This is a genomic window from Brachybacterium sp. GU-2, from assembly GCF_030866705.2.
GTDB classification, from domain to species: domain Bacteria; phylum Actinomycetota; class Actinomycetes; order Actinomycetales; family Dermabacteraceae; genus Brachybacterium; species Brachybacterium conglomeratum.
Genome location: NZ_CP133037.2, coordinates 1,411,438 through 1,432,929, shown reverse-complemented (window position 1 = coordinate 1,432,929; position 21,492 = coordinate 1,411,438). Strand labels below are relative to the sequence as shown.

At 73.6% G+C, this 21,492-nt stretch carries 18 protein-coding genes and 1 pseudogene; 9 read left to right on the top strand and 10 right to left on the bottom strand.

Annotation, left to right across the window (positions count from 1 at the left end):
* Positions 1–23 precede the first annotated feature (23 nt).
* Positions 24–1,454 carry a DUF2079 domain-containing protein gene (locus RBL05_RS06590; protein WP_308740190.1) on the bottom strand — a complete coding sequence of 477 codons (1,431 nt, stop codon included), beginning with the start codon at positions 1,452–1,454 and terminating at the stop codon, positions 24–26.
* Between the two features lie 65 nt (positions 1,455–1,519).
* Between RBL05_RS06590 and RBL05_RS06585 the strand changes: the two genes are divergently transcribed.
* From RBL05_RS06585 to RBL05_RS06575, 3 genes are all read left to right on the top strand, one after another.
* A complete protein-coding gene (locus RBL05_RS06585) occupies positions 1,520–2,344 on the top strand; it encodes a hypothetical protein (RefSeq protein WP_308740191.1) in 825 nt (274 codons plus the stop codon).
* 270 nt (positions 2,345–2,614) lie between these two features.
* Complete coding sequence (locus RBL05_RS06580; protein WP_308740192.1) at positions 2,615–5,296, top strand: S8 family serine peptidase; 2,682 nt, start codon at positions 2,615–2,617, stop codon at positions 5,294–5,296.
* A 253-nt stretch (positions 5,297–5,549) separates the two neighbouring features.
* The gene (locus RBL05_RS06575) at positions 5,550–6,059 is read left to right on the top strand and encodes an arsenic metallochaperone ArsD family protein (protein WP_308740193.1); all 510 of its coding nucleotides are present in this window, start codon (positions 5,550–5,552) and stop codon (positions 6,057–6,059) included.
* 12 nt (positions 6,060–6,071) lie between these two features.
* Here the strand turns inward: RBL05_RS06575 and msrA are convergent, their stop codons facing one another.
* On the bottom strand, positions 6,072–6,764 hold the full coding sequence (gene msrA, locus RBL05_RS06570; protein WP_308740194.1) for a peptide-methionine (S)-S-oxide reductase MsrA: 693 nt from the start codon (positions 6,762–6,764) through the stop codon (positions 6,072–6,074).
* Between the two features lie 484 nt (positions 6,765–7,248).
* Between msrA and RBL05_RS06565 the strand changes: the two genes are divergently transcribed.
* Positions 7,249–8,718 (top strand): HNH endonuclease, encoded by a 1,470-nt coding sequence (locus RBL05_RS06565; RefSeq protein ID WP_308740195.1) that lies wholly within the window; start codon positions 7,249–7,251, stop codon positions 8,716–8,718.
* 53 nt (positions 8,719–8,771) lie between these two features.
* Here RBL05_RS06565 and RBL05_RS06560 read toward each other — a convergent pair whose 3' ends face one another.
* The 7 genes from RBL05_RS06560 to RBL05_RS06530 all read right to left on the bottom strand — a co-directional run bounded on the left by RBL05_RS06560 (position 8,772) and on the right by RBL05_RS06530 (position 15,415).
* Positions 8,772–9,326 carry a hypothetical protein gene (locus RBL05_RS06560; protein WP_308740196.1) on the bottom strand — a complete coding sequence of 185 codons (555 nt, stop codon included), beginning with the start codon at positions 9,324–9,326 and terminating at the stop codon, positions 8,772–8,774.
* The gene (locus RBL05_RS06555) at positions 9,326–10,585 is read right to left on the bottom strand and encodes a DUF58 domain-containing protein (RefSeq protein WP_308740197.1); all 1,260 of its coding nucleotides are present in this window, start codon (positions 10,583–10,585) and stop codon (positions 9,326–9,328) included. Before RBL05_RS06555 ends, RBL05_RS06560 begins: the two co-directional genes overlap by 1 nt.
* Positions 10,586–10,815: 230 nt before the next feature.
* Entirely contained in the window at positions 10,816–11,823 is a 1,008-nt protein-coding gene (locus tag RBL05_RS06550; protein WP_308740198.1) for an AAA family ATPase, read from the bottom strand.
* Positions 11,820–12,323 carry a hypothetical protein gene (locus RBL05_RS06545; RefSeq protein WP_263311852.1) on the bottom strand — a complete coding sequence of 168 codons (504 nt, stop codon included), beginning with the start codon at positions 12,321–12,323 and terminating at the stop codon, positions 11,820–11,822. The genes RBL05_RS06550 and RBL05_RS06545 overlap by 4 nt, the downstream gene beginning before the upstream one ends.
* Positions 12,320–13,099, bottom strand: coding sequence for a DUF4129 domain-containing protein (locus tag RBL05_RS06540; protein WP_308740199.1), 780 nt, complete (start codon positions 13,097–13,099; stop codon positions 12,320–12,322). Before RBL05_RS06540 ends, RBL05_RS06545 begins: the two co-directional genes overlap by 4 nt.
* Entirely contained in the window at positions 13,096–14,373 is a 1,278-nt protein-coding gene (locus RBL05_RS06535) for a THUMP-like domain-containing protein (protein ID WP_308740200.1), read from the bottom strand. Before RBL05_RS06535 ends, RBL05_RS06540 begins: the two co-directional genes overlap by 4 nt.
* 55 nt (positions 14,374–14,428) lie before the next feature.
* Positions 14,429–15,415 (bottom strand): NADP-dependent oxidoreductase, encoded by a 987-nt coding sequence (locus RBL05_RS06530; RefSeq protein WP_308740201.1) that lies wholly within the window; start codon positions 15,413–15,415, stop codon positions 14,429–14,431.
* 206 nt (positions 15,416–15,621) lie between these two features.
* On the opposite strand from RBL05_RS06530, the pseudogene RBL05_RS06525 reads away from it, so the two are divergent.
* Together RBL05_RS06525 and RBL05_RS06520 are read left to right on the top strand one after the other, a co-directional pair.
* Positions 15,622–16,560: pseudogene (locus tag RBL05_RS06525) on the top strand (molybdopterin molybdotransferase MoeA); the annotation flags it as partial.
* A 134-nt stretch (positions 16,561–16,694) separates the two neighbouring features.
* Positions 16,695–16,931 (top strand): hypothetical protein, encoded by a 237-nt coding sequence (locus tag RBL05_RS06520; protein WP_318604327.1) that lies wholly within the window; start codon positions 16,695–16,697, stop codon positions 16,929–16,931.
* A gap of 14 nt (positions 16,932–16,945) precedes the next feature.
* On the opposite strand, the gene RBL05_RS06515 is transcribed toward RBL05_RS06520, so the two are convergent.
* Positions 16,946–17,263 (bottom strand): hypothetical protein, encoded by a 318-nt coding sequence (locus RBL05_RS06515; RefSeq protein WP_308740203.1) that lies wholly within the window; start codon positions 17,261–17,263, stop codon positions 16,946–16,948.
* Positions 17,264–17,533: 270 nt separating this feature from the next.
* Between RBL05_RS06515 and RBL05_RS06510 the strand changes: the two genes are divergently transcribed.
* Genes RBL05_RS06510 through RBL05_RS06500 form a run of 3 tightly spaced genes read left to right on the top strand, consistent with a single transcriptional unit; the run spans position 17,534 to position 21,320 of the window.
* Positions 17,534–18,526, top strand: a complete 993-nt coding sequence (locus RBL05_RS06510; protein ID WP_308740204.1) for an ABC transporter permease — start codon at positions 17,534–17,536, stop codon at positions 18,524–18,526.
* A gap of 4 nt (positions 18,527–18,530) precedes the next feature.
* A complete protein-coding gene (locus tag RBL05_RS06505; RefSeq protein ID WP_308740205.1) occupies positions 18,531–19,547 on the top strand; it encodes an ABC transporter permease in 1,017 nt (338 codons plus the stop codon).
* 9 nt (positions 19,548–19,556) lie between these two features.
* A complete protein-coding gene (locus RBL05_RS06500; RefSeq protein WP_308740206.1) occupies positions 19,557–21,320 on the top strand; it encodes an ABC transporter ATP-binding protein in 1,764 nt (587 codons plus the stop codon).
* The last annotated feature ends 172 nt before the right edge of the window (positions 21,321–21,492 follow it).

Genomic DNA, 21,492 nt, shown 5'->3' with positions numbered 1-21,492 from the left:
CACGCTGCCTTCCGGTGCGCGGCTCAGGCCCGGCAGGCCACGGTGAAGCCGCCCTCGTCGAACACCGGCCGGTACTCGGCGCCCCACCGCTGCTGAGCCCAGACCGCCAGGTCATCGGGCGGCATCGAGTTCCAGGAGAACGCGTACCAGTCCCCGAGCACGCAGTCGGGGACGCGGTCGTTCGGGCCGTGCAGCCACTGCACGTCGTGGTCGGGCACGGCCTGGGCGAGGAGTGTGATGTCCGCGGCGAGGACCGCGTCGTCGGGCACCGCCTCGAGCGCGGCCTGCGCGGGCTCGGCCCGCCACGTCGGCTCCCACTGCTGCGGGCGCAGCACGTCCAGCACGGGCATCTGGGGTCCGAGCACCAGCGTGACCGCGGCGCACAGTGCGACGGCGGCGGTCCGCACCGGCTTGGGCGGCAGCGGCGCGTCGCGGCGCAGCCAGGCCGTGGCCCACCCGGTGCGGCGGTCGCCGAGGGCGTCCAGCAGGGCCGCGAGTGCGATCGGCATGAGCACCGCGTTGTAGTGCCAGTACCAGTCCCAGTAGAACTCGACCGTCCCGGTGAAGCGCCATGCGAGGGTCGGCACCATCAGCCAGATGAGCGGCGAGCGGGCACCGATCCCGCCGGCGAGCGCGAGGAGCATCAGCACGGTCAGCCACTTCACCGGCGGCCAGACCACCTCCAGCGGCGAGCCGAGGTTGTCGGTGTAGTCGTACTGCCCGGCGGTGTTCAGCGCTGGGAGAATCACGAAGGTCGCCAGCACGAACCATGCCGCGCCCCAGGAGGCGAGCAGCGCGCCGAGCGGGCGGTGCTGCCGGCCCCGCAGCGCGATCACGAGCCCGAGCGCCGCGACGGTCAGCCCCAGATCCTCCTTGACCAGCACCAGCGGCGCGGCCCACAGCGCCGCGGCGAGCACCTTCTCCCGCAGCAGCGCGGTCAGCGAGAAGGCCAGCAGAGGCACGGCGAGCGCGATCTCGTGGAACTGCACCGCCGCCGCGGACTGCAGCCCGAAGGAGAAGACGTAGGCGGCGCCCGCGACCGTGCCGAGGCCCGCTCCGAGCCGGTCGATCGCGAGACGGGTCAGCGGGATCGCGGAGATCCCGAACAGCAGCGCCTGGGTCCACAGCAGCGCCTCGCCGCTGGGCCAGATCCACCACACCGGGGCCAGCAGCGCGAGCAGCGGATGGAAGTGGTCGCCCAGCAGGTTCACCGCATCGCCCTTGATCGGCACGATCGGAGCGCGCAGCTCCCCGTAGGCGCGGAGGAGCTGGGTGAAGATCCCCAGGTCCCAGGACTGCGCGACGAGGTTGCGGAACTGCTGTCTGCCCAGCAGGCCGTAGGCGAGGGTGCCGGCGAGCGCGAGCAGCGCGGGCACCAGGAGGCGCAGGCGCGTCGGCTCGGCGGGCACGGGAGCGGGGCGCGCCGGGCGGGACATCTCGGGTGCCTGGCTCACAGAGGAGAGGGTAGTCGCCGCGGACCGCACGTCGATCCCGCCCCGCGGGGCTCTAGACTCCGAGCATGATCTCGCTGACCAGGGCACGGATGCTGCGAGTCGTCGCCGGTGCCGGCGCCGTCGGGGCGCTGTCGCTCGCCGAGCCGCGTCGGCTGGGTCCGCTCGCGCACGGTGCCTACCGGGTGGGCGTCGCCGCGGCGACCGCCGCGCTCGTCGCGGACTCCTCCCGCTACGACCTGCCGGTGCTGGACCCGGTGCGCGACGGCGTCGTCGCCGGCGGCGTGACGCTGGGGCTGATGGACGTGGTCGAGGGCTTCGACGCCCGGATGGTCGACGCCCTGCGCGGGCTCGGGATGACCCGGCCCCGCCTCGCGCTCGCGGCGCTGGGCGCGGCGGGCACCGCGGCCGTGATCGCGCTGCCCCACCTGGGGGACCCCGATCGCAGCTGGTCCCTGCGCGAGGAGACCTTCGGGGAGCCCGCCGGGGTGCCGCTGCCCTCCGAGGCGCGGGCCCTGATCGAGGCGCTCCTGGCCGATGCCCCGGACGCCCCGGCCCCGCCGGGCGCGGAGGCGCTGCGCGAGCAGCTCGAGACCGCACGGGTCCTCGACACCGGCGGGGTCGGCGCGGACCTGCAGCTCGTGGTGGAGGATCCCCGGCGCCTCGCGGTGCCGCGCCAGCAGCAGTGGCCGGTGCGCGGCGAGTTCCTCCGCGGCGGGATCCGCTACGAGCTCGAGCTCCAGATCGACGGGGGCCGGCTCGGCATGCTCTCGGTGATGGTCCCCGACGAGGAGCCCCGGCTCGAGCACGCGCTCTCCCAGCTCGCCTCCCCGGCCTTCGTGCTGCCCGATCCGGACCGGATCGCGCTGCGCCGCGAGACGGAGGCGCCCTGAACCGGGAGACCGAGCCGTCCCGGACCGGGAGAGCGGGCCGGGCCGAGCCGTGGGCCGGGACGCCTTGAGCATTACCTCCTGAGCGTCCGCGCGACCGCCGGCGGCGCGGATCCGTGACCTGATCGGGACCCTCCCTCCCGCAATCCGGTCGTTCGACTCCCGGTGAGGGGAGTCACATGATCAAATGGTGAGCGGCGGTGCGCACCGGACATCCCGGGGCGACCCTTCGCGCGCGCACCGTCCTCCCTCTCTCCTCGAAGGACGGCGCCGATGCCTCTGCCCAGACCAGATCTTCCCAGACCCCGCGGCCTGCTCGCGGCCTCCGCCGGCACGGCGCTCGTCGCCGGCATGCTGGTGAGCGCCCCCGCGCTCGCCGACGGCGAGACCCCCGAGAAGCTCGGCACCGCCGCCGAGCTCGGCGTCGAGATCCCCACGGCCGACGAGCTCCGCGCCGCCGGGGAGACCACCGTCCCCGGCCGCTGGCTGGTCGAGGTCGAGGGGCAGCCCACGCTCCGCGGCGGCTCGAAGACGTCGGCGACCGCCGCGCAGGAGACCGTGGCCGAGCGCGCCGAGGACGCCGCGATCCCGCTCGAGGTCCAGGAGAGCTTCACCACCGGCTGGAACGGAATGTCCGTCGAGATGGACGACGCCGATGCGCAGAAGCTCAGCGAGGTCGAGGGCGTGCGGGCCGTGTACCCCGTGCTCGAGGTCGCCGCCCCCGAGCCGGCCGACGCGACGCCCTCGGACGTCTACGGCAACGCGATGACCGGCGTGGACCAGGTCCAGCAGGTCGACGGCCTCAGCGGCGAGGGAGTCACCGTCGCGGTGATCGACTCCGGCATCGACTACAACCATCCCGATCTCGGCGGCTCCGGCGTGGACGACGAGACGAAGGACTTCCCGAACGACCGCGTCGTCGGCGGCTACGACCTCGTCGGCGACGCCTACGACTCCCGCACCGGCGAGGCCCCCGTCCCCGACGAGTTCCCCGACGACTGCGGCGGCCACGGCTCCCACGTCGCCGGCATCATCGGCGCCGACGGCGAGGTCGTCGGCGTGGCCCCGAAGGTCGACCTGCTCTCCTACCGCGTGTTCGGCTGCGAGGGCTCCAGCGACACCGAGGTGATCCTCGAGGCGATGGAGCGGGCGATGGACGACGGCGCGGACGTGGTCAACATGTCCCTCGGCGCCTCCTTCATGACCTGGCAGGACTACCCGACCGCGCAGATGGTCGAGACGCTCGTCGACGACGACGTCACCGTGGTCATCTCCGCGGGCAACGAGGGGGCCGCGGGCCTGTTCTCGAGCGGCGCGCCGGGCGTGGCCGAGAGCGCGATCACCGTCGCCTCCGTCGACAACACCCACCGCTCCGCGCCCTTCGCGACCGCGGGCGGGGCCGACCGGCCCTACTCGGCCGCGACCGGCTCGCCGCAGCCGCCGACCTCGGGCGAGCTCGCGCTCGTCGCCGCCGGCGCTCCCGGCACCACCGCCGCACAGGCCTGCGACCCGACGGCCGTGCCCGCCGCCGAGCCGGGCCAGGCCCTGCTCGTCGAGCGCGGCAGCTGCGCGTTCCGCGAGAAGGCCGTCGCCGGCGAGCAGGGCGGCTACGACGCCGTGATCTTGTACGACAACGCCCCCGGCGTCGTGAACCCGACGGTCGAGGGCGATCCCGCGCTCACCGTCCCGGTCGTGATGCTCTCCCAGGCCGACGGCCTGGCCCTGCAGGAGGCGCTCGCGGCCGGCCCGGTCACCTGGGCCTGGCAGTCCGGCTCCACCACGGTCGAGAACGGGACCGGCGGTCTCGTCTCCGACTTCTCCTCCTACGGTCTGACGGCCGACCTCGACCTCAAGCCCGACGTCGCGGCGCCCGGCGGCTCGATCTGGTCGACGCTGCCGCTCGAGAGCGGCGGCCACGGCTCCATGTCCGGCACGTCGATGGCGGCGCCGCACGTCGCCGGCGCGGCCGCGCTGCTGCTGGAGGCGAAGCCCGACCTCGCCCCCGCGGACGTGAAGACCGCGATGATGAACACCGCCGACCAGCTCACCTGGTCGCTGCTGCCGGAGCAGGGCTATCTCGAGCCCGTCCACCGTCAGGGCGCGGGCATGCTGAACATGGTCGCCGCGGTGCACGCGACCTCGTCCGTCACGACCCCGACGATCTCCCTCGGCGAGGGCGAGGCCGGGCCGAAGGACGTCACCCTGACGGTCACCAACGACTCCGACGCCCAGAAGGTGTACGACGTCGGCTTCGAGAGCGGCGTCGCGACCGCGATCCCGACCAGCAACCCCGAGTTCTACACGGCCGAGGCGACCACCGGCACCTCCGCCGAGCAGGTGACCGTGCCCGCGCACGGAAGCGCGGAGGTCACCGTGACCCTCGGTGAGGGCTTCGGGACGGACGGCCTCATCTACGGCGGCTGGATCACCCTGACCGGCGCCGATGACGACCTCGTGGTGCCCTTCGCCGGCCTCTCCGGCGACTACCAGGCCCTCACCGTCCTGGACGACCAGGGGATGGGCCTGCCCGGCCTCGGCGTCAGCGACGGCGCCGGCAGCGTGCTGCTGGATCCCGAGGGCGGCCACACCTACACGATGGCCGACGGCGACGTGCCCTACCTCGCCTACGCCTTCGCGCTGCCCGCCGAGCGGCTCGAGATCTCGGCCTACCAGGTGCGGGCCAACGGGAAGCTCAAGGTCGTCAACCCCTCCATGGGCACGATCGACGCGACCGATCACCTGGGCCGTTCCCCCGAGCCCGAGCTGTTCGCCTGGGACGGCACCTTCTCGATGAAGAACCAGAAGTCCCGCAGCGTGAAGGACGGCGACTACGTCCTGGAGATGAAGGTCCTGAGGCCCCTCGGCGATCCGGAGAACCCGGAGCACTGGGAGACCTGGACCTCGCCGCAGTTCACGATCGACTACGCGAACCCGCGTCAGCCCGGGGCCCGCTGAGTCTGGCCCGACGCCACCCGAGGACGGGGCGGCGGCACCTCGATGGTGCCGACGCCCCGTCCTCGTCGCGGCCTTTCGCCGCGACCGTCGAGAGCGCGCCGCGGCGACTCACGCCCCGTACCGGAACTCGTGGACGAGCCCCAGCATGTCGCCGTGCAGCTCGAGCTCCGCCCCGTCGGCGCGGGTCCCGTGCAGGGCCGCCATGGTCCCACGACCGCACGGTCGTGATCCCGTCCCGCGCTACGGTGGGGCCATGACCGACGCCGACGACGCCCCGCAGCTCGCGGGGCTGGACATCTTCCTCCCGTCCCCGCCGCCCGACGCGGAGCGGCAGGAGGCCTTCCTGGACGAGGCCGCGGCGCTCGCCCTGGACGGCCAGCCGATCACGGTGTACCTGCAGGACGAGGACGCCTGGGCCTTCGAGGAGTGCGAGCCGGTCCGTGCCCTGATGGAGTCCGCCGGGGAGGCGGTGCTGCCAGTGACCCTGCTGGGCCTGGACATCGTGGTCAGCGGCACCTACCCGACCACCTCGCAGATGCAGCGTTTCGCGCAGGCGGGCGCGGCCGAGCGGGCGAAGCCGTCGGCGGCCGCCGCGGCCTGCGGTCCGGGCGGTGCGGCCCCGCTCCCGCGCGAAGCCGGCGGCTTCGCGGCGCAGCTGATGGGCGCCGCGCCGGCCGCGGCCCGGCCGTCGGGCGGCCCCGACATCGGCGGGCGGCGCAACCTCATGGGCGGCGACACCGGGGACGGCCTGCCGCAGCGCTGACCGGCCTGCGGCTCAGAGCGAGCAGGCGACCCCGTTGAACCCGTGGTTGCAGTAGCCGGTGGGGTTCTTCTCGAGGTACTGCTGGTGCTCGGGCTCGGCGGTGTAGTAGACGCCGTTTCCGGCCTCGGCCAGCGGCGCGAGCTCGGTGGTGATCGCGCCGCGACCGGCGGCGTCCAGCGCCTCCTGGTAGCGGGTGGCGGAGTCGCGCACGATCTCGCCCTGCGCCTCCGTGGTCCAGTACACGGCGCTGCGGTACTCGGTGCCCACGTCGTTGCCCTGGCGGTTCGCGGTGGTCGGATCGTGCTGCTGCCAGAACTCGGTCAGCAGCGCTCGCAGGGTGTCCTCGCCGCCGGTGTAGATCACGCGCACCGCCTCGGCGTGGCCGGTCCGGGCGGAGAACACCTCTTCGTAGGTGGGGTGGGGCGTGTACCCGCCCGCGTAGCCGGCCGAGGTGGTGTGCACGCCGGGGATCTGCCAGGCGATCCGCTCGATGCCCCAGAAGCAGCCGCCGGCGAGGATCAGCTCCTCGGAGCCCTCCGGCCACGGGTGCGGGTCGCGGGGCGCGTCGGGTCCGAGCATGTCTGTGCCGAGCACGAGGTGCTCGCGCTCGAGGGGGTAGGGGTAGGCGTCGCGGCCGGGCAGGGCGTCCTCCGGCGCGACCATGTCCTTCTTGTGCGCGTACAGGAGATCCATCATCTGCCACATGCTCAGCACGGTAGTCCCGATCGACGCCGAGCGGGAAGGGCGAGCGACGGCGGTCACGCCGGTTCCGCTGAGGGCGTGACAGGGTGGAGACCCCGGCACCACGCATCGGGAGAGATGGCGAGGGCCCGGCACCACGCATCGGGAGGAGGAGCGGAGACCCCGGCACCACGCATCGGGAGAGATGGCGAGGGCCCGGCACCACGCATCGGGAGGAGGAGCGGAGACCCCGGCACCACGCATCGGGAGAGACGGCGAGGGCCCGGCACCACGCATCGGGAGGAGGGGCGAGACTCCGGCGTCACGCATCGAGAGCCCCGGGCAAGCCCGCTGCTGTCCGCTGTCGGACGTCTCCTCCACATGCCGTGTCCATCCACATCCTTGCGCTGATGCTGGCACGTCGTCGACGAGGCGACCAGGCTGGGCTCGTCAGGTCGCGCCGCTCTCGGAGCCGTCGGGACCACCGCCGAGCGAGGGGAGGAGAGCCATGCCGGAATCCGCACTGGACTGGGCCGGTCAGCTGTCCCGTCTTCTCGACCATGCCCCGTCGGCCGAGGCGCTCGCCGCAGAGGACGACGCTGCACTGATCGATCTGATCGCCGCGACGGAGCGCGCCAAAGGACGGCTCGCCGCCGCACAGGCCCGGGCAGAGGCCGCCTTCTGGGATGCGCAGATCCGCGAGCAGCAGAGACAGGGAGTGCCCAGGGGACAGCGGGGCCGCGGCATCGCCGACCAGGTCGCCCTCGCCCGTCGCATCACCCCGAAGCAGGCGTCCGACGAGGTCGCTCTGCACCGGGTGCTGCTCGGATCCCTGCCGCGCACCAGCGAGCTGCTCGAGGCGGGGGAGATCAGCGAGTACGCCGCCCGCAGGGTCGCCGAGAACGTGCTGGTGCTCGAGGAGGAGGACCGGGCCCGCGTCGATGTCGACCTCGCCGACCAGCTGCCATCGGTCACCGCGCGCCGGGCCGGGGACCTCGCCCGCGCCCGGGCGCAGGAGCTCGACGCCGACGCCGCGGTGCACCGGCACCAGCGCGCGGTCGCCGATCGACGGGTCTCGCTCCAGCCGGCCGTCGACGGCATGTCGATCCTCCGCGCCACGCTCCCCGTGAAGGACGGCGTCGCGGTGCTGAAGGTGCTGACCGAGGCGGCGAAGACGGCGAAGGCCGCGGGGGACCCGCGCACCAAGGGCCAGATCATGGCCGACACCCTGACAGCGCGCGCCTGCGGACTCGAGAGTCCCGACGACATCCCCGTCGAGATCCAGCTGCTCATGACCGATATGACCCTCCTCGCCGACGAGGAGGCGACGGCATGGATCGAGGGTCATCCACTTCCCGGACGAGTCGCCCGCGACCTTGCGCTCGGCGTGCCGACGCTCCCGTCTCCAGCACACGTGGCCGCAGATGCTCCCGCACCCCCGCCGGAGATCAGCAGCGCGGCGCGGTGGATCCGTCGCCTCTATGCCGACGCCAAGGTCGGAGACCTGACCGAGGTCGACGCCAGGCGACGACTCTTCCGTGGGCAGGTCCGCCGATTCATCCTGCTGCGCGATCAGCGCTGCCGCACGCCATGGTGCGATGCGCCGATCCACGACATCGACCACGCCCATCGCTTCGCCGACGGCGGCAGCACCGACGCCGACAACGGCATCGGCCACTGTCAGCGCTTCAACCTCGTCAAGGAGATGCCGGGATGGGAGTCGACGGTCGACCCCTCGAGCGATGACCGTCCGCACCGCCTCACGATCAGGACCCCCACGGGACACGTCTATCAGTCGACCTCCCCGCTGCTGAGGCGTCTCCTGGACGGGGCGGACAGGGCCCGCGCTGAGATCCTCGCGGACGAGCCCGTCGACCTCGACGACGCCTCGGATCCCTCTGGTAGGTCGAGCCCGACCACCGCGGACGACGACCGGCCGTCGGATCCCGAGGACCTGCCGGAAGCGCGCACCGGTTGATCGGCACTGGTCGACATGCGTCAGCCCGCACCGCGGCCGGGCGACCCCTGACCTCAGCGCCCTCGCGGCATCACGGCGATCCACAGCGCGACGACGGCGACCGCGGCGACCACCACGGCCCACGGCCCGAGCTGGACCTGCGCGAGCAGCACCACGAGCACCCCGCCCACCAGCGTCAGCACGAGCACCCCGGTGAGCGCCCGCAGAGCGAGGCGCAGGGCGTCGCTGCCGAGCGCGCCGTACGCGGGCATGACGGCCGCGAGCGCGAAGGAGGCATGGGCCGCGAGCAGCAGCAGACCCGTCGACCCGGCGAGCACGACGTCCAGATCGGCCCGCACCGCCAGCGCGATCACCACCGCCGTCGGCGCCAGCATCCCGAGGTCCGTGTCGGGATCGAGCCACTGCGCGGCGAGGGCCGTGAGACAGACGATCCCCACCAGCACGACCCCCAGGTGCATCGCCGCGAGTCCCGGGCCGGACTGCGCGAGCGCTGCCGCGGCGAGCGTCGCCGCGGTGCCGGTGCCGCGCAGCGCCCACTGCACGGGACTGATCCCGCGCAGCGCGAGCAGCGCGTCGGCGAGCGGGTCGAGCAGGGACGTCAGCCGCATCAGGACCTCCTCCGTCGTGGTGCACCGCGCGCGGCGGACAGGGACAGGAGCACCGGGGCCAGCGAGGCGGGTCCCTCCCACGCGGTGACCGGGACGCCCGCCTCCCGCAGCTCGCGCACCGTCCGCTCCCGCTCGAGCCTCCGCAGCGCCCACGCCTCGGGCCAGAAGCGCTCGGAGACCCGGCCCTCGAGCCGCAGCGGCCGCCCGCGCAGCACGGAGGTGTCCCCGACGCTCGGCGGGAGCGTGTCCACGGCGATCACGTCCGCGCCCTGGGCGACGAGCTCCCCGATCCTGGTGATCACCTCGGGGCGGAGCAGGGGCGAGCACACCACCGTCAGCGTGCCGGTCCGCACCGCGGGCAGGCGGGGGAGGGGACGGAGCGCGCCCGGGTCCCGGGCCGCACGGGACAGCGCATCGGTGAGCACCCGCAGCTGACGGGGGCCGGAGCCGGGCGGCACCGCGCCGATCAGCCGTCCGATGTCGAGCAGCGCGACCCGGTCGCCGACGCCGAGATAGTGGCGCGCCACGGCGGTCGTGGCGCGGATCGTCATGTCCAGGCTGGTGGGCGCGTCCTCGCCGGCCCAGGGCGCGGGGGAGACGTCCGCGGTGGTGTCGGTGACGACGAGGACCTCGGTGTCCTGCTCGGTGAAGGTCGCATTGGTGTGCAGCTGCCCGGTGCGGCTGGTGACGCGCCAGTTGATCCGGTGCAGGCGGTCCCCGGGCCGGAAGGCGCGCACCTCAGACAGTGCGGTGCCGTCGCCGCGGCGCCGGGAGAGGTGCGCGCCGCTCATCCCGATCGTGGTGGGGACGTCCACGGGGGCATCGAGCACCACGGAGGAGGGGACCACCTGGAGCGAGACCGGGGGCAGGTCGGCCTGTGCGCGGAAGGCGCCGAGCGGGTCCGCGACCAGCACGTGCACCGGCCCCACCTCGATGCGGCCCCAGCGTCGGGCGCCGATGCGCAGCGACGCCCCGCCGTCGCCCGTGAGGGAGCCGTGGCGCGGGGCGAGATCCGCATGCGGAGGCCTCGGGACGCTCGCCGTGGTCAGCAGGCCCGGGCCTGCGGTTACCGTGGCGCGCGCCGCGCCGTCCTCGTCGATCCGCCGACGGTTCAGGCGCAGTGACGGGGTGGGGTAGGAGCGCTCCTGGCCGCGGGCCGTGCGGCGGGCGACGGCCAGCAGCGCCCAGGCGAGCAGGGGCAGCCCGGCGAGGATCAGCGCGGGTTCCCCGCGCAGCAGCGCGAGGGCCAGGGCGAGCACGCCCACCGCGGAGGCGCGGACGAGCGCGGCGGTGGGACGGGGCCGGAGCGCTGGTGCGGGCGACTCCGCGGGACCCGTCGTCCCTGCGACCCCTGCGGCTCTCTGGGCACCCGCCGTTCCCGAGGTCGCCCTCGCCCTCCCGGCCCTCGGTGCTCCCGGAGCTCCGGTCGCTCCGTCGGTCCCCGGTGCCCCCGAGGCCCTGTCCGCTCCGCCGTTTCCCGCGGCCGGGCTCATGACGGGGACCGGGCCGGCTGCGGGGAGGCGACCGGCACCGGCACCTGCTCGAGGACCGCGTCGACGACGCCCGCGCCGGTCGCGTTCTGCAGCCACAGCTCGGGCCGGACGGTCACGCGATGGTCCAGCGCCGGATGCGCGAGCTCCTTGACGTCCTCCGGCACCACGTAGCCGCGGCCGCGGATCACCGCGAGGGCGCGGGCGCAGGTGATCAGGGCGAGGGTGCCGCGCGGCGAGGCGCCCACCAGGGCGTTCTGGTGACGCCTGGTTGCGGCGACGAGGTCCACGGCGTAGCGGCCCACGGCCTCCTCGACGTGCACCTCCTCGACCGCCGCCTGCAGGGCGAGCAGCTGCTCCGCGTCGAGCACCTGCGCGACGGTCTGCTCCTCGCGCCGGCGGTCGATCCGTCGGGAGACCACCTCCCATTCCTGCTCGGCGCTCGGATAGCCGAAGGACAGCCGCAGCAGGAAGCGGTCCAGCTGCGCCTCGGGCAGTGGATAAGTGCCCTCGTGCTCGATGGGGTTGGCGGTGGCGAGCACATGGAAGGGAACGGGCAGCGGTCGGGTGGTGCCCTCGACGGAGACCTGCCGCTCCTGCATCGCCTCGAGCAGCGCCGACTGGGTCTTCGGCGGGGTGCGGTTGATCTCGTCGGCCAGCAGAAGGCCGGTGAACACGGGGCCGGGGCGGAACACGAACTCGCCGGTGCACTGGTCGAACACCTCTGCGCCGGTGAGATCGGCGGGCAGCAGGTCGGGGGTGAACTGGGCGCGGGCGAAGGGCAGGCCGAGCGCCTGGGCGAAGGAGCGGGCGGCGAGGGTCTTGCCCAGCCCGGGCAGATCCTCGAGGAGGACGTGGCCGCCGGCGAGGAGTCCCGTGAGCACCAGCTCGAGGGACTGCCGCTTGCCGACGACGGCCGTCTCGACGGTGTCGAGCACCCGCCGTGCGGCGTCGGTCGCGGCGGTGGTGCTGAGCGGGGTGGTGCTGAGGGCGGGGGTGGTGGTCATCGTGGCCTCTCCTCGCGCGGGGCGAGCTCGTCGAGATAGCGGTGCAGGGCTCTGCGGTCGATCGGCGGGAAGGGCTGCTGGGAGCCCTCCGCGGCGCGGGCGGCGCGGAGGAGCTCGGAGAGCTCCGGGCCGAGCGGCGGGGCGTCCGGGTCGCGAGCCCGTTCGTCGGCGATGTCGGCCAGGACCAGGGCGAGGCCGCGGCCGGTCATGCGGCGGTGCGGCTGCGCGCCGTGGATCAGGTCCTCCAGTCGACGCACCCGCACGTCCTGGGCATGGGGGAGGGCGTAGTCGGCGTCGAGGTCGAGGCGCGGGGCACGCGAGGGCTCGGCCCGGTCGGCGCCGACGTGGAGGAACCACCAGGCGGCCCCTGCGAGGAGGCCCAGCGCGATCGGCAGCGGCAGCGGGAGCACCAGGCCCATCAGCGCGAGGGCGAGGGTGAGCAGGACCGCGGCCGCCGTGGCCACGACGGTCCGCCACATCAGACCCAGGAGGCTGCTCATGCGCCTGTGCTCCCGTCATCGTCGCGAATGCGCGCACCGCCGGCGGACCCGAGGTCGCGGGCGTCGGACATGCGCGCCGCCGCCGTGGCCTCGAGCGCCGCCGTGAGACGGTCCAGGCTCGTCATCGCGACGGCGCGGTCCTCCTCCGTGAGCGGCTCCGGATCGAACAGCGCCCTACGGTAGAGGGCGGCGAGGTCGTCGAGGGCGGCGCGGTCCAGGTCGAGCGCGGCCAGCACCTCCACGACGAACTCGAATGTGGTGCGGGAGGGGTGCCGGGTGACTCCCGCCGCGGCGAGGGAGCGCTCCAGCGCCGTCCACGCCGCGATCACCGCGTCCTGCGCGTCGACCAGGCGGGCGAGCGGGTCCCTGGCCTTGGCGAGCGCGGTCCGGGCCTGCGCGGCGGTGAGCTCGTCCTCGGAGGCGGCGATCGCCGGGGCCGGGGCGGGTCGGGCCAGCGCCCTCATCCGCACCGCGAGCCACACCGCGAGGACCGCGAGCGCCAGGCCGAGGAGGGAGAGCAGCACGAGCAGCGGGGCGGCGCCGAGCTCGGCCCGGGGCGGCTGCGGCGGGACCTCCGGGGTGCTCCAGCCAGGGTCCGACGGGACCTCGGCGGTCGCGGCGCTGGAGGGCCGCTCCCGCTCCGTCGTGCCGGCGACGGTCGTGATCGGAGCACGCTCGGCGGCGGCCCCGAGGGCGACCGCGCCGAGTCCTCCCAGCGCGGCGAGGAGCAGCAGCAGGGCGATGACGCGACGCTGCGTCCCCCGGGCGGTGCTCACGGCCGATCGGGCTCCTCGCCGGGCGGTGCGGCGTGCGGGGAGGCGACCACGACGGACTGCTCCCCGTCGATGCGGGTGAGGATCAGCGTGGCGCGCTCCTCGCCGAAGCGGCGGGGCCGCAGCTTGCGACGCAGCTCGTCGGGCTCGACCGCAGTGCCGCGCTTCTTGATCTCGAGCACCCCGAGCCGGTGCTCGCGCAGGTAGGAGGTGAGGCGCTTGAGGCCGAAGGGCATCACGTCGCGCACCGCGTAGCCCTTCGCGAAGGGGGTGGTGACGCGGCGCTCGGAGGTCAGGTACGCGATCGTCGGATCGAGGGTGCGGCCGCCGATCTGGGCGGCGAGCTCTCCGATCAGCCCGGCGCGGATCACGGCGCCGTCGGGCTCGTAGAGGTGGTCGGCGAGCGGGCCGACGGCGGGGTCGCCGGCGGAGTCCGCGCCGCGGTCCAGGCGGTGCGCGCCGTCGCGGCCGATCAGCACCGCGGAGGAGGTGACGCCCTCCCGGGCGAGCGGCCCGCACCAGGCGGTCGCCTCGAGCACCTGGCCGTGGAAGGACAGCCACTGCACCTCGACGTCCTCCGGCAGGGCGTCGCGGTCGATGCCGGGGCCGAGCTTCGCGCCGAGCGGGCCGGCGGCGTCGTTGCGGCCGAGGCGTCGGGCGAGGTCGAGCACGGCGGAGAGCGGCGGCTCGTATTCCTCGGGGTCGTGGAGGCGGCGGGAGCCGCCGCGGGCGGGGGCGCGCCGGGCGGGGTCCAGCCAGATCCCCTCGGTGTCTCGGGGGTCGTGGCCCTCCGCGCGGCCCAGGCGCGCGCTCGCGTTCGGGAAGGGGCGCAGGTTCACGGTGGCGACGGCGACGGTGACCGGATCGCGGTCCACCGCCTGGACGTCCAGGCCCAGCGCGGCCATCGCCATCGAGTCCCCGCCGATGCCGCAGCCGAGATCCGCGACGGAGGCGACTCCGGCGCGCTGGAAGCGCTCTGCGTGCATCGCGGCGACGGGCAGGCGCGTGGCCTGCTCGAGGCCGTGCGGGGTGAACAGCATGGTGCTCGCGAACTCCCCGAACTTCTCCGCGGCGCGGGCGCGCAGACGGGACTGGGTGAGCACCGCGGAGACGAGCTCGGGGGAGTGGCCTGCCTCGCGCAGACGGGTCGAGACCCGCAGCGCGTCCTTCTCGTCGTAGGGCGGAAGGGCATTCAGCAGCGCCCACCCGGAGGGCTGCAGCACGGGCTCGATCTCGCGCTGCTCAGCAGCGGCGTCATCGGAGGTGGGGGCGACCATCGTGCCAGCGTACCGCCCATGCCGCGGCGGCGACCGTTGCGGCACGGGCCGTCGCTCAGGCGCGCACGTCCAGGACCAGCTTGCCGCGGGTGTGGCCCTCCTCGAGCCGGCGGTGCGCCTCGGCGATCTGCGCCAGTGGCAGCACCTCGGAGACCTCCAGCGGGTAGCGGCCCGAGCGGATGCCCTGCGCGAGGCGATCCAGCCGGTCCCGTCCCGGCACGATCGACGGCACCCGCGCCTCGATACCGCGCTCGAGGGCGGGGGAGAGGTCGGCGAGGCTGGGCAGGGCGACGATGCGGCCGCCGTCGGCGAGCTGGTCCAGGCTCGGCAGGAAGGTCGAGTGGTAGTGGGTGTCCAGCACGACGTCGACGCCGCGCCCGTCGGTGAGGCGCTGGACCTCCTCGCCCCAGTCGCTCGTGTCGTAGGGGATCGGGGTCGCGCCCAGCACCCGGATCCGCTCGGCGTTCGCGGCGCGGCCGGTGGCGAGCACCTGGGAGGCCCCGGCCTCGAGCGCCATCGGGATCAGCAGCTGGCCCACGCCGCCGGTGCCGCCGTGGATCAGCACCGTCTCGTGCTCGGCGATCCGGGCGGTGTCCTGCACGACGGCGATCGCGGTGAGGCCGACGAGCGCGAGCCCGGCCCAGCGGGGCAGGTCCTCCTCGGCGGTCTCGCCGGGGATCGGGGCGAGGTCGTCGGCCGAGATCGCGATGACCTCGGCGGCGACGCCGCGGGAGTCGCTCGGGCCGCGCATGCCGAACACGCGTGTGCCGACGGTGAGGCCGCGCGAGCCGAGCTCCGCCTCGTCCAGGCCCGAGCCCGCGCCGATCACGGTGCCGGCCATCTCACGGCCGGTCCCCGCGGGCAGCGTGAGGTCCTTCGCCCGGCCCGAGGAGCCGTCGCGGATCTTGTAGTCCAGCGGGTTCAGCCCCACGAAGCCGACCTGGACGAGGACCTCCTCGGGTCCCGGCTCGGGCACCGGGGCGTCGTGGTGGAGGGTCAGGACCTCGGGGCCCCCGAAGCTGTCGAATCGGATCTCGCGCATGCCCACCATGATGCACCTGCCGCGCCGCTCGTGGCCATGGCTTTGGACGGGGTCGGCGACGAAGCGGGCCGGCAGCCGCGATCAGCCCGCCGGGAGCCGGCGACGGTCCCGTCCGCCGCGGCCGGGCATGGGGGATCATGGAGCCTCGCCCGCGGCGACATCGGCCCGCCGCGACCTGCGCCTCGACCCGCCGCTGAAGGAGGACCATGAGCGTCGAGAGACTCTCGCCCTGGCAGTGGCGCGAGGAGATCCTCACCGCGGTCACGCCGCCGCGCTCCGTCGACACCGTCCCGCTCGAGCAGGCCTTCGACCGGGTGCTCGCCGCCGCGGTGCGCAGCCCGGCGCAGGTCCCGGCGCTGCCGATCGCGGCGATGGACGGCTTCGCCGTACGGAGGGCGGATCTCACCGCGCCCGGCACCACCGTGCTCCCGGTCGCGGCCGAGCTTCCGGCTCGCCCCGGCGAGGTCCCCGACCTGCCCTCGGGCAGCGCCGCCCGGATCATGACCGGCGCCCCCGTGCCCCGCGGCGCCGACGCCGTCGTCGAGGTGGAGGCGACCGACTCCGACCCCTTCGGTCCCGCTCCTGCCGTCGTCGCCCTCGACCTCGAGAGCCTTCCTGTCCCCGGCCGGCACGTGCGCGGGGCGGGGGAGGAGATCCCGCTGGACGCGCCGCTGGCCCAGGCCGGGGACCGCGTCGGCGCGGGGCTCGTCGGACTCGCCCGGACGCTCGGGATCGACGCCCTTGAGGTGCTCCGCCCGCTGCGCGTCGCCGTGGTGGTCACGGGCGACGAGCTCACCGCGGACAGCTCCTCCGACCGACTCGGCGCGGACCCCCTGCCGGGTGCGGTGCGCGAGTCCAACGGGACGATGCTCGCCGCCGCCCTCGCCGCCGCCGGCGCGCACGCGCTCCCGCCCCGGCACAGCGGCGACGACCCGGCTGACCTGCGGGAGACGCTCGACATCGCGGCGGGTGAGGCCGACCTCGTGCTCACCACCGGCGGGATCGGCCACGGCGCCTACGACGTGGTGAAGCTGCTGCTCGGCGAGCGAGGAGCGGGGACCTCCCGCTTCGCGCACCTCGCCCTGCGCCCCGGTGGTCCCCAGGGCCACGGCACGCTGCCCGGCGGCGTCCCCGTCGTGCACCTGCCGGGCACGCCCGTCGGCGCGCTGGTGGGCTACCACCTGTTCGTGCGCCCGCTGCTGGACCGTGACGGCGCCGCGCCCCGACGGATGCTCCTGTGCGGGGAGGGGACGGGCCCCGGCGCGGTCCCGCCGGCACCGTGCACGCCCTGCCCGGACGGCGGGAGATCGCGGCCGACGGCCGTGAGGTCGTGCGCCTCGTGCCGGGTCGGCGGCTCGCCCCCTACGGGCGGGCGGACGCGATGGTGCTCCTGGAGTCAGAGGGGCCCGCCGGCGGGGCGGACGACGGCGGGGCGGGGCCCGACGGCGGCGCGGCGCCGAGGAGCGGCGAGTCCGCCGGCGCGCCGGAGCGGAGCGTGCTCGTCCTGCCGCTGTGACGCTCCTGCGTCCCTCAGCGACGCGAGGTGCCGGACTCCTCCAGCTGGCTGCGTCGAGCGTCCTGGGACCGCCGCGCCTGCTCGCGCCGGGCATGCCGGCGTCGGACGATGTCGCGGGTCCAGGAGGCCGTCATCGAGATCGCCGCCCCGAGGGCGAGACCGAGGGACAGGGCGGCGAGCCAGGGGCTGTAGAGGAGCCCGGCGCCGAGGGCCAGAGCGAGGGCGCCGAGCCCGATGGGCCACGCGCCGACTCCCCGATGTCCGAGCAGATCGCTCAGCGCGATCGCGGCGACGATGCCGAGCGCGAGCACGAGCAGGTGCAGAAAGGTCACGATTCGAGCATAGCTTCGCCGCACCCCCGTACCCGTGGGTCAGTTTCGTCAAGCCGCGTCCATCGCAGGCGTTATGGTGTGCCGTGCCTGCCGAGAGACCTGGGCCACAACCGGGTCCCGGTTGTGCACGGCCGCCGGGTCGCCTCGACGTGACCGAGCGTGGTGCCGCCTCAGTGGGACGGGGCCCGCCCATGGCGAGCCCGCGACGACGAGACGGATGACGCAGGGAAGGGACCCGACGGATGATCAACAGCGTGTCGAGGGGGAAGCGTGATTAGGTTCGTCTCCCTCAGAGTGCTGACCTACGTGATCCTGGCGTTCGTCGCCACGAGCTTCGCGTACCTCCTGTCCGCCTCGCTGATGCATCCCGAAGAGGTGCTGTACCCGCCGATCGCGACGGAGCCGGTCCCGGCGGCGACCGCCCAGCACTACCTCGACGTGCGCAACGTCAACCCCGACACCCCGCTGTTCGAGCGGTACGCCAACTGGCTCGGCGGCCTCATCCGCGGTGACCTCGGCGTGACCACCGGCACGAACAAGTCGATGGTCCCGGTGCTCGACGAGCTGAAGACCCGGATCCCGATCAGCCTGCGCCTGGTCGTCCTCGGCACCGCGATCGGCACCGTGCTCGGCATCGTCCTGGGCATGCTCGCCGCGGTGCGCCGCGACTCGGTCGGCGACCGCCTCTCGACGCTGCTCGCCTTCTTCATCCTCTCCCTGCCCACCCCGGTGATCATCCTGATCGTCCAGCAGACCAACCAGGGGATCATGGACCTCTCCGGCTGGGGGCTCCCGGCCATCAACCCGATCAACCCGCTGCTCGAACCGGGCTCCTGGGAGTCCTTCAAGTACCAGGCCAAGGCCCTGGTCATGCCCACGATCGTGCTGGCCGTCACCGCCGCCGCCTCCTACTCGCGGTACATGAAGGTGACGACGCTGGACGTGCTGGGCAGCGACTATCTCCGCACCGCCCGGGCCAAGGGCCTCACCCGGGGACGCGCGATGAACCGCCACGGCCTGCGGATGGCGCTGATCCCCATGGGTCAGTACTTCGCCTTCGCCGTCGGCGGGGCGTTCTCCGGCTCGCTGTTCGTCGAGCTGATGTTCAACTGGCAGGGCATCGGTCGCTTCGCGATCTCCGCGATCCAGATGGCCGACGTCAACGGCACCGCCGGCGTCGTCCTGTACACGGCGATCCTGACCCTGCTCTCCGCGACCTTCGCAGACATCCTGCAGGGTGCGCTCGACCCGAGGATCCGGTGACACGATGACGAATCCCAACGACATCCGCGGCACCGAAGACGCTGCCGAGCTGCGCCGACGCACCGATCCCGAGGCGAACCCCGTCATCGGCTCCGGGGTCGACGACCCCGACCTGCAGGACGCCCAGCTCGACGAGAGCGCCGGCCCGGCGATCGAGTCGCTCAGCCGCGGCGAGCTCCTGCGGCGCCGGTTCCTGCGCAACCCGAGCGCATGGATCGGCATGGTCATCTTCGCGGCGCTCGTGCTGATGGCGATCATCGGCCCGATGGTCTACCAGTACGGCCCGTTCGAGCGGGACCTGCGCAACGCCCTGACCGGCCCGAGCCCCTACCACTGGTTCGGCGTGAACGAGAACGGGCTGGACATCTTCGCCAGGACCATGCAGGGTCTGCGCATCTCACTGGTCATCGGCATCGGCACCGCCGTCCTGACGACGTTCCTCGCGCTCCTCGTCGGCATCGTCGCCGGGTACGTGAGCCACAAGGGGAAGTCGGGCGCGTTCGTCGACGGCGCCCTGGTGAACCTCATCAACCTGTTCCTGGTGATCCCCTCGATCCTGCTGCTGATGCTGTTCAGCCCCGCGCTGCAGCAGGCGAGCTGGCTGTGGATGATCCCGCTGCTGGCGGGCTTCGCCTGGATGCTCACCGGCCGCGTGCTGCGCGCGATGACCCAGCAGCTGGTGCGCACCGAATACGTCGAGGCGGCCCGGTTCATGGGCGTGAACCCGATCGTCACCATGACACGGCACATCATCCCGAACATCGCCAGCTGGATCATCATCGACACCACGCTCGGCGTGAGCGCCGCGATCCTCGGCGAGACGGGTCTGTCGTTCATCGGCTTCGGCATCCAGTACCCGCAGGTGTCCCTCGGCACCGTCCTGCAGGACTACAACATCTCCGCCCCCTACACCTGGATCCCGCCCGCGGTGGTGCTGGCCGCCCTGGTCATCTCCATCAACCTGATGGGCGAAGCGCTGCGCGACGCCCTCGACCCGACCAGCGGCTCCAGCCGGATCTGAGGAAGAAGAATGTCCGAACCGATCCTTACCGTCCGGGACCTGAACGTCTCCTTCCCCTCCGAGTACGGGACCGTGCGCGCCGTCCAGGACCTCAGCTACGAGGTGCACAAGGGCGAGGCCCTCGCCATCGTCGGCGAGTCCGGCTCCGGCAAGTCCGTCAGCTCCCTGGCCGTGATGGGTCTGCTCCCGCGCACGGCCACCATCAGCGGCGAGATCGAGATGCTCGGCCACAGGATGTTCGAGCTCGACGACAAGCAGCTCTCGCGCCTGCGCGGCAACACGATCTCCATGGTCTTCCAGGACCCTCTCTCCGCGCTCACCCCGGTGTACCGGGTGGGGGACCAGATCTCCGAGGTGGTGCGTATCCACCATCCGGAGGTCTCCAAGGCCCGGGCCCGGCAGCGGGCCGAGGAGCTGCTGGATGCGGTGGGGATCCCCGAGCCGGGCCGTCGTGCGAGCCAGTACCCCCACGAGTTCTCCGGCGGCATGCGCCAGCGCGCGATGATCGCGATGGCGATCGCGAACGAGCCCGAGCTGATCATCGCCGACGAGCCCACCACCGCCCTGGACGTGACGATCCAGGCGCAGGTGATGGACCTGCTGAAGTCCGCGCAGGAGCTCATCGGCGCCGCGACGGTGCTGATCACCCATGACATGGGCGTGGTGGCGGGCTTCGCCGACCGGGTCCTGGTCATGAAGGAGTCGCGGATGGTCGAGCTCGGCACCGTCGACGAGATCTTCTACAGCCCCCGCGAGAAGTACACGCAGGACCTGCTGGCCGCCGTCCCGCGGGTCGACGCCGGCGAGGCGGGCGCCTCCCGCAGCGTCGCCGGCTCCGCGATGCAGAAGCTCGCCGACCTCGGCGAGGACCGGCCGCCGCGCGAGGAGCTGCCGACGGTGCTCGAGGTCGAGGACCTGGCGAAGGTCTTCCCGATCACCAAGGGCGCGATCGTGCGGCGGAAGATCGGCGAGCAGCGTGCCGTGGACGGCATCTCCTTCGACATCCGCGAGGGGGAGTGCCTGGCGCTGGTCGGCGAGTCCGGCAGCGGGAAGACCACCACGCTGATGGAGATCATGCAGCTGCGCACCCCGCAGGAGGGGACCATCCGCATCGGCGGGAAGGAGACCGGTGCCCTGACCCGCAAGGAGCGGGCGACGCTGCGCTCCGACATCACGGTGGTCTTCCAGGACCCGATGGCCTCCCTCGACCCCAGGATGCCGATCGCGGACATCATCAAGGAGCCGATGCGCGTCCAGGGGTACAGCAAGGAGCGCATGGACGAGCGGGTGGACTGGCTGCTGAAGATGGTGGGTCTGCTGCCCGAGCACGCCGCCCGCTTCCCCACAGAGTTCTCCGGCGGCCAGCGCCAGCGCGTCGGCGTGGCCCGGGCGCTGGCCTGCGACCCGAAGCTGATCATCCTCGACGAGCCCACCTCGGCGCTGGACGTGACCGTCCAGGCCGGCGTGCTCGCGATGCTCGCCGACCTCCGGGCGCGCCTCGGGGTGAGCTTCCTGTTCGTCTCGCACGACCTCTCCGTGGTCCGCCACATCTCCGATCGCATCGCCGTGATGCAGAAGGGGAGGATCGTCGAGCTGGGCGACACCGAGGAGGTCTTCACCGACCCGCAGCATCCCTACAGCAAGGAGCTGCTCTCCGCGGTGCCGATCCCGGACCCCGAGGTGGCTCGATCGCGGCGGCGAGAGGCCATCGACCGTAAGGCCTTCGAAGGAACCTTCGGCGGTTTCCTCCCGGACCGGGAGGACTCCCAGTGACCCTTCCCTGACCAGGGAGGACGCTCGAGACGACGGGCGGCGCGCACCGAGCGCCGCCCGTCGTCGGCGTGCCCGGAGTGGGGCCGCGCCGGGTCGGTCGCGGACAGGTGCCCTGCATGTTGCGAACGGGTAACAAGGGTGTTCCTGGTCCGCGTCGGCAACTCGCCGGTGA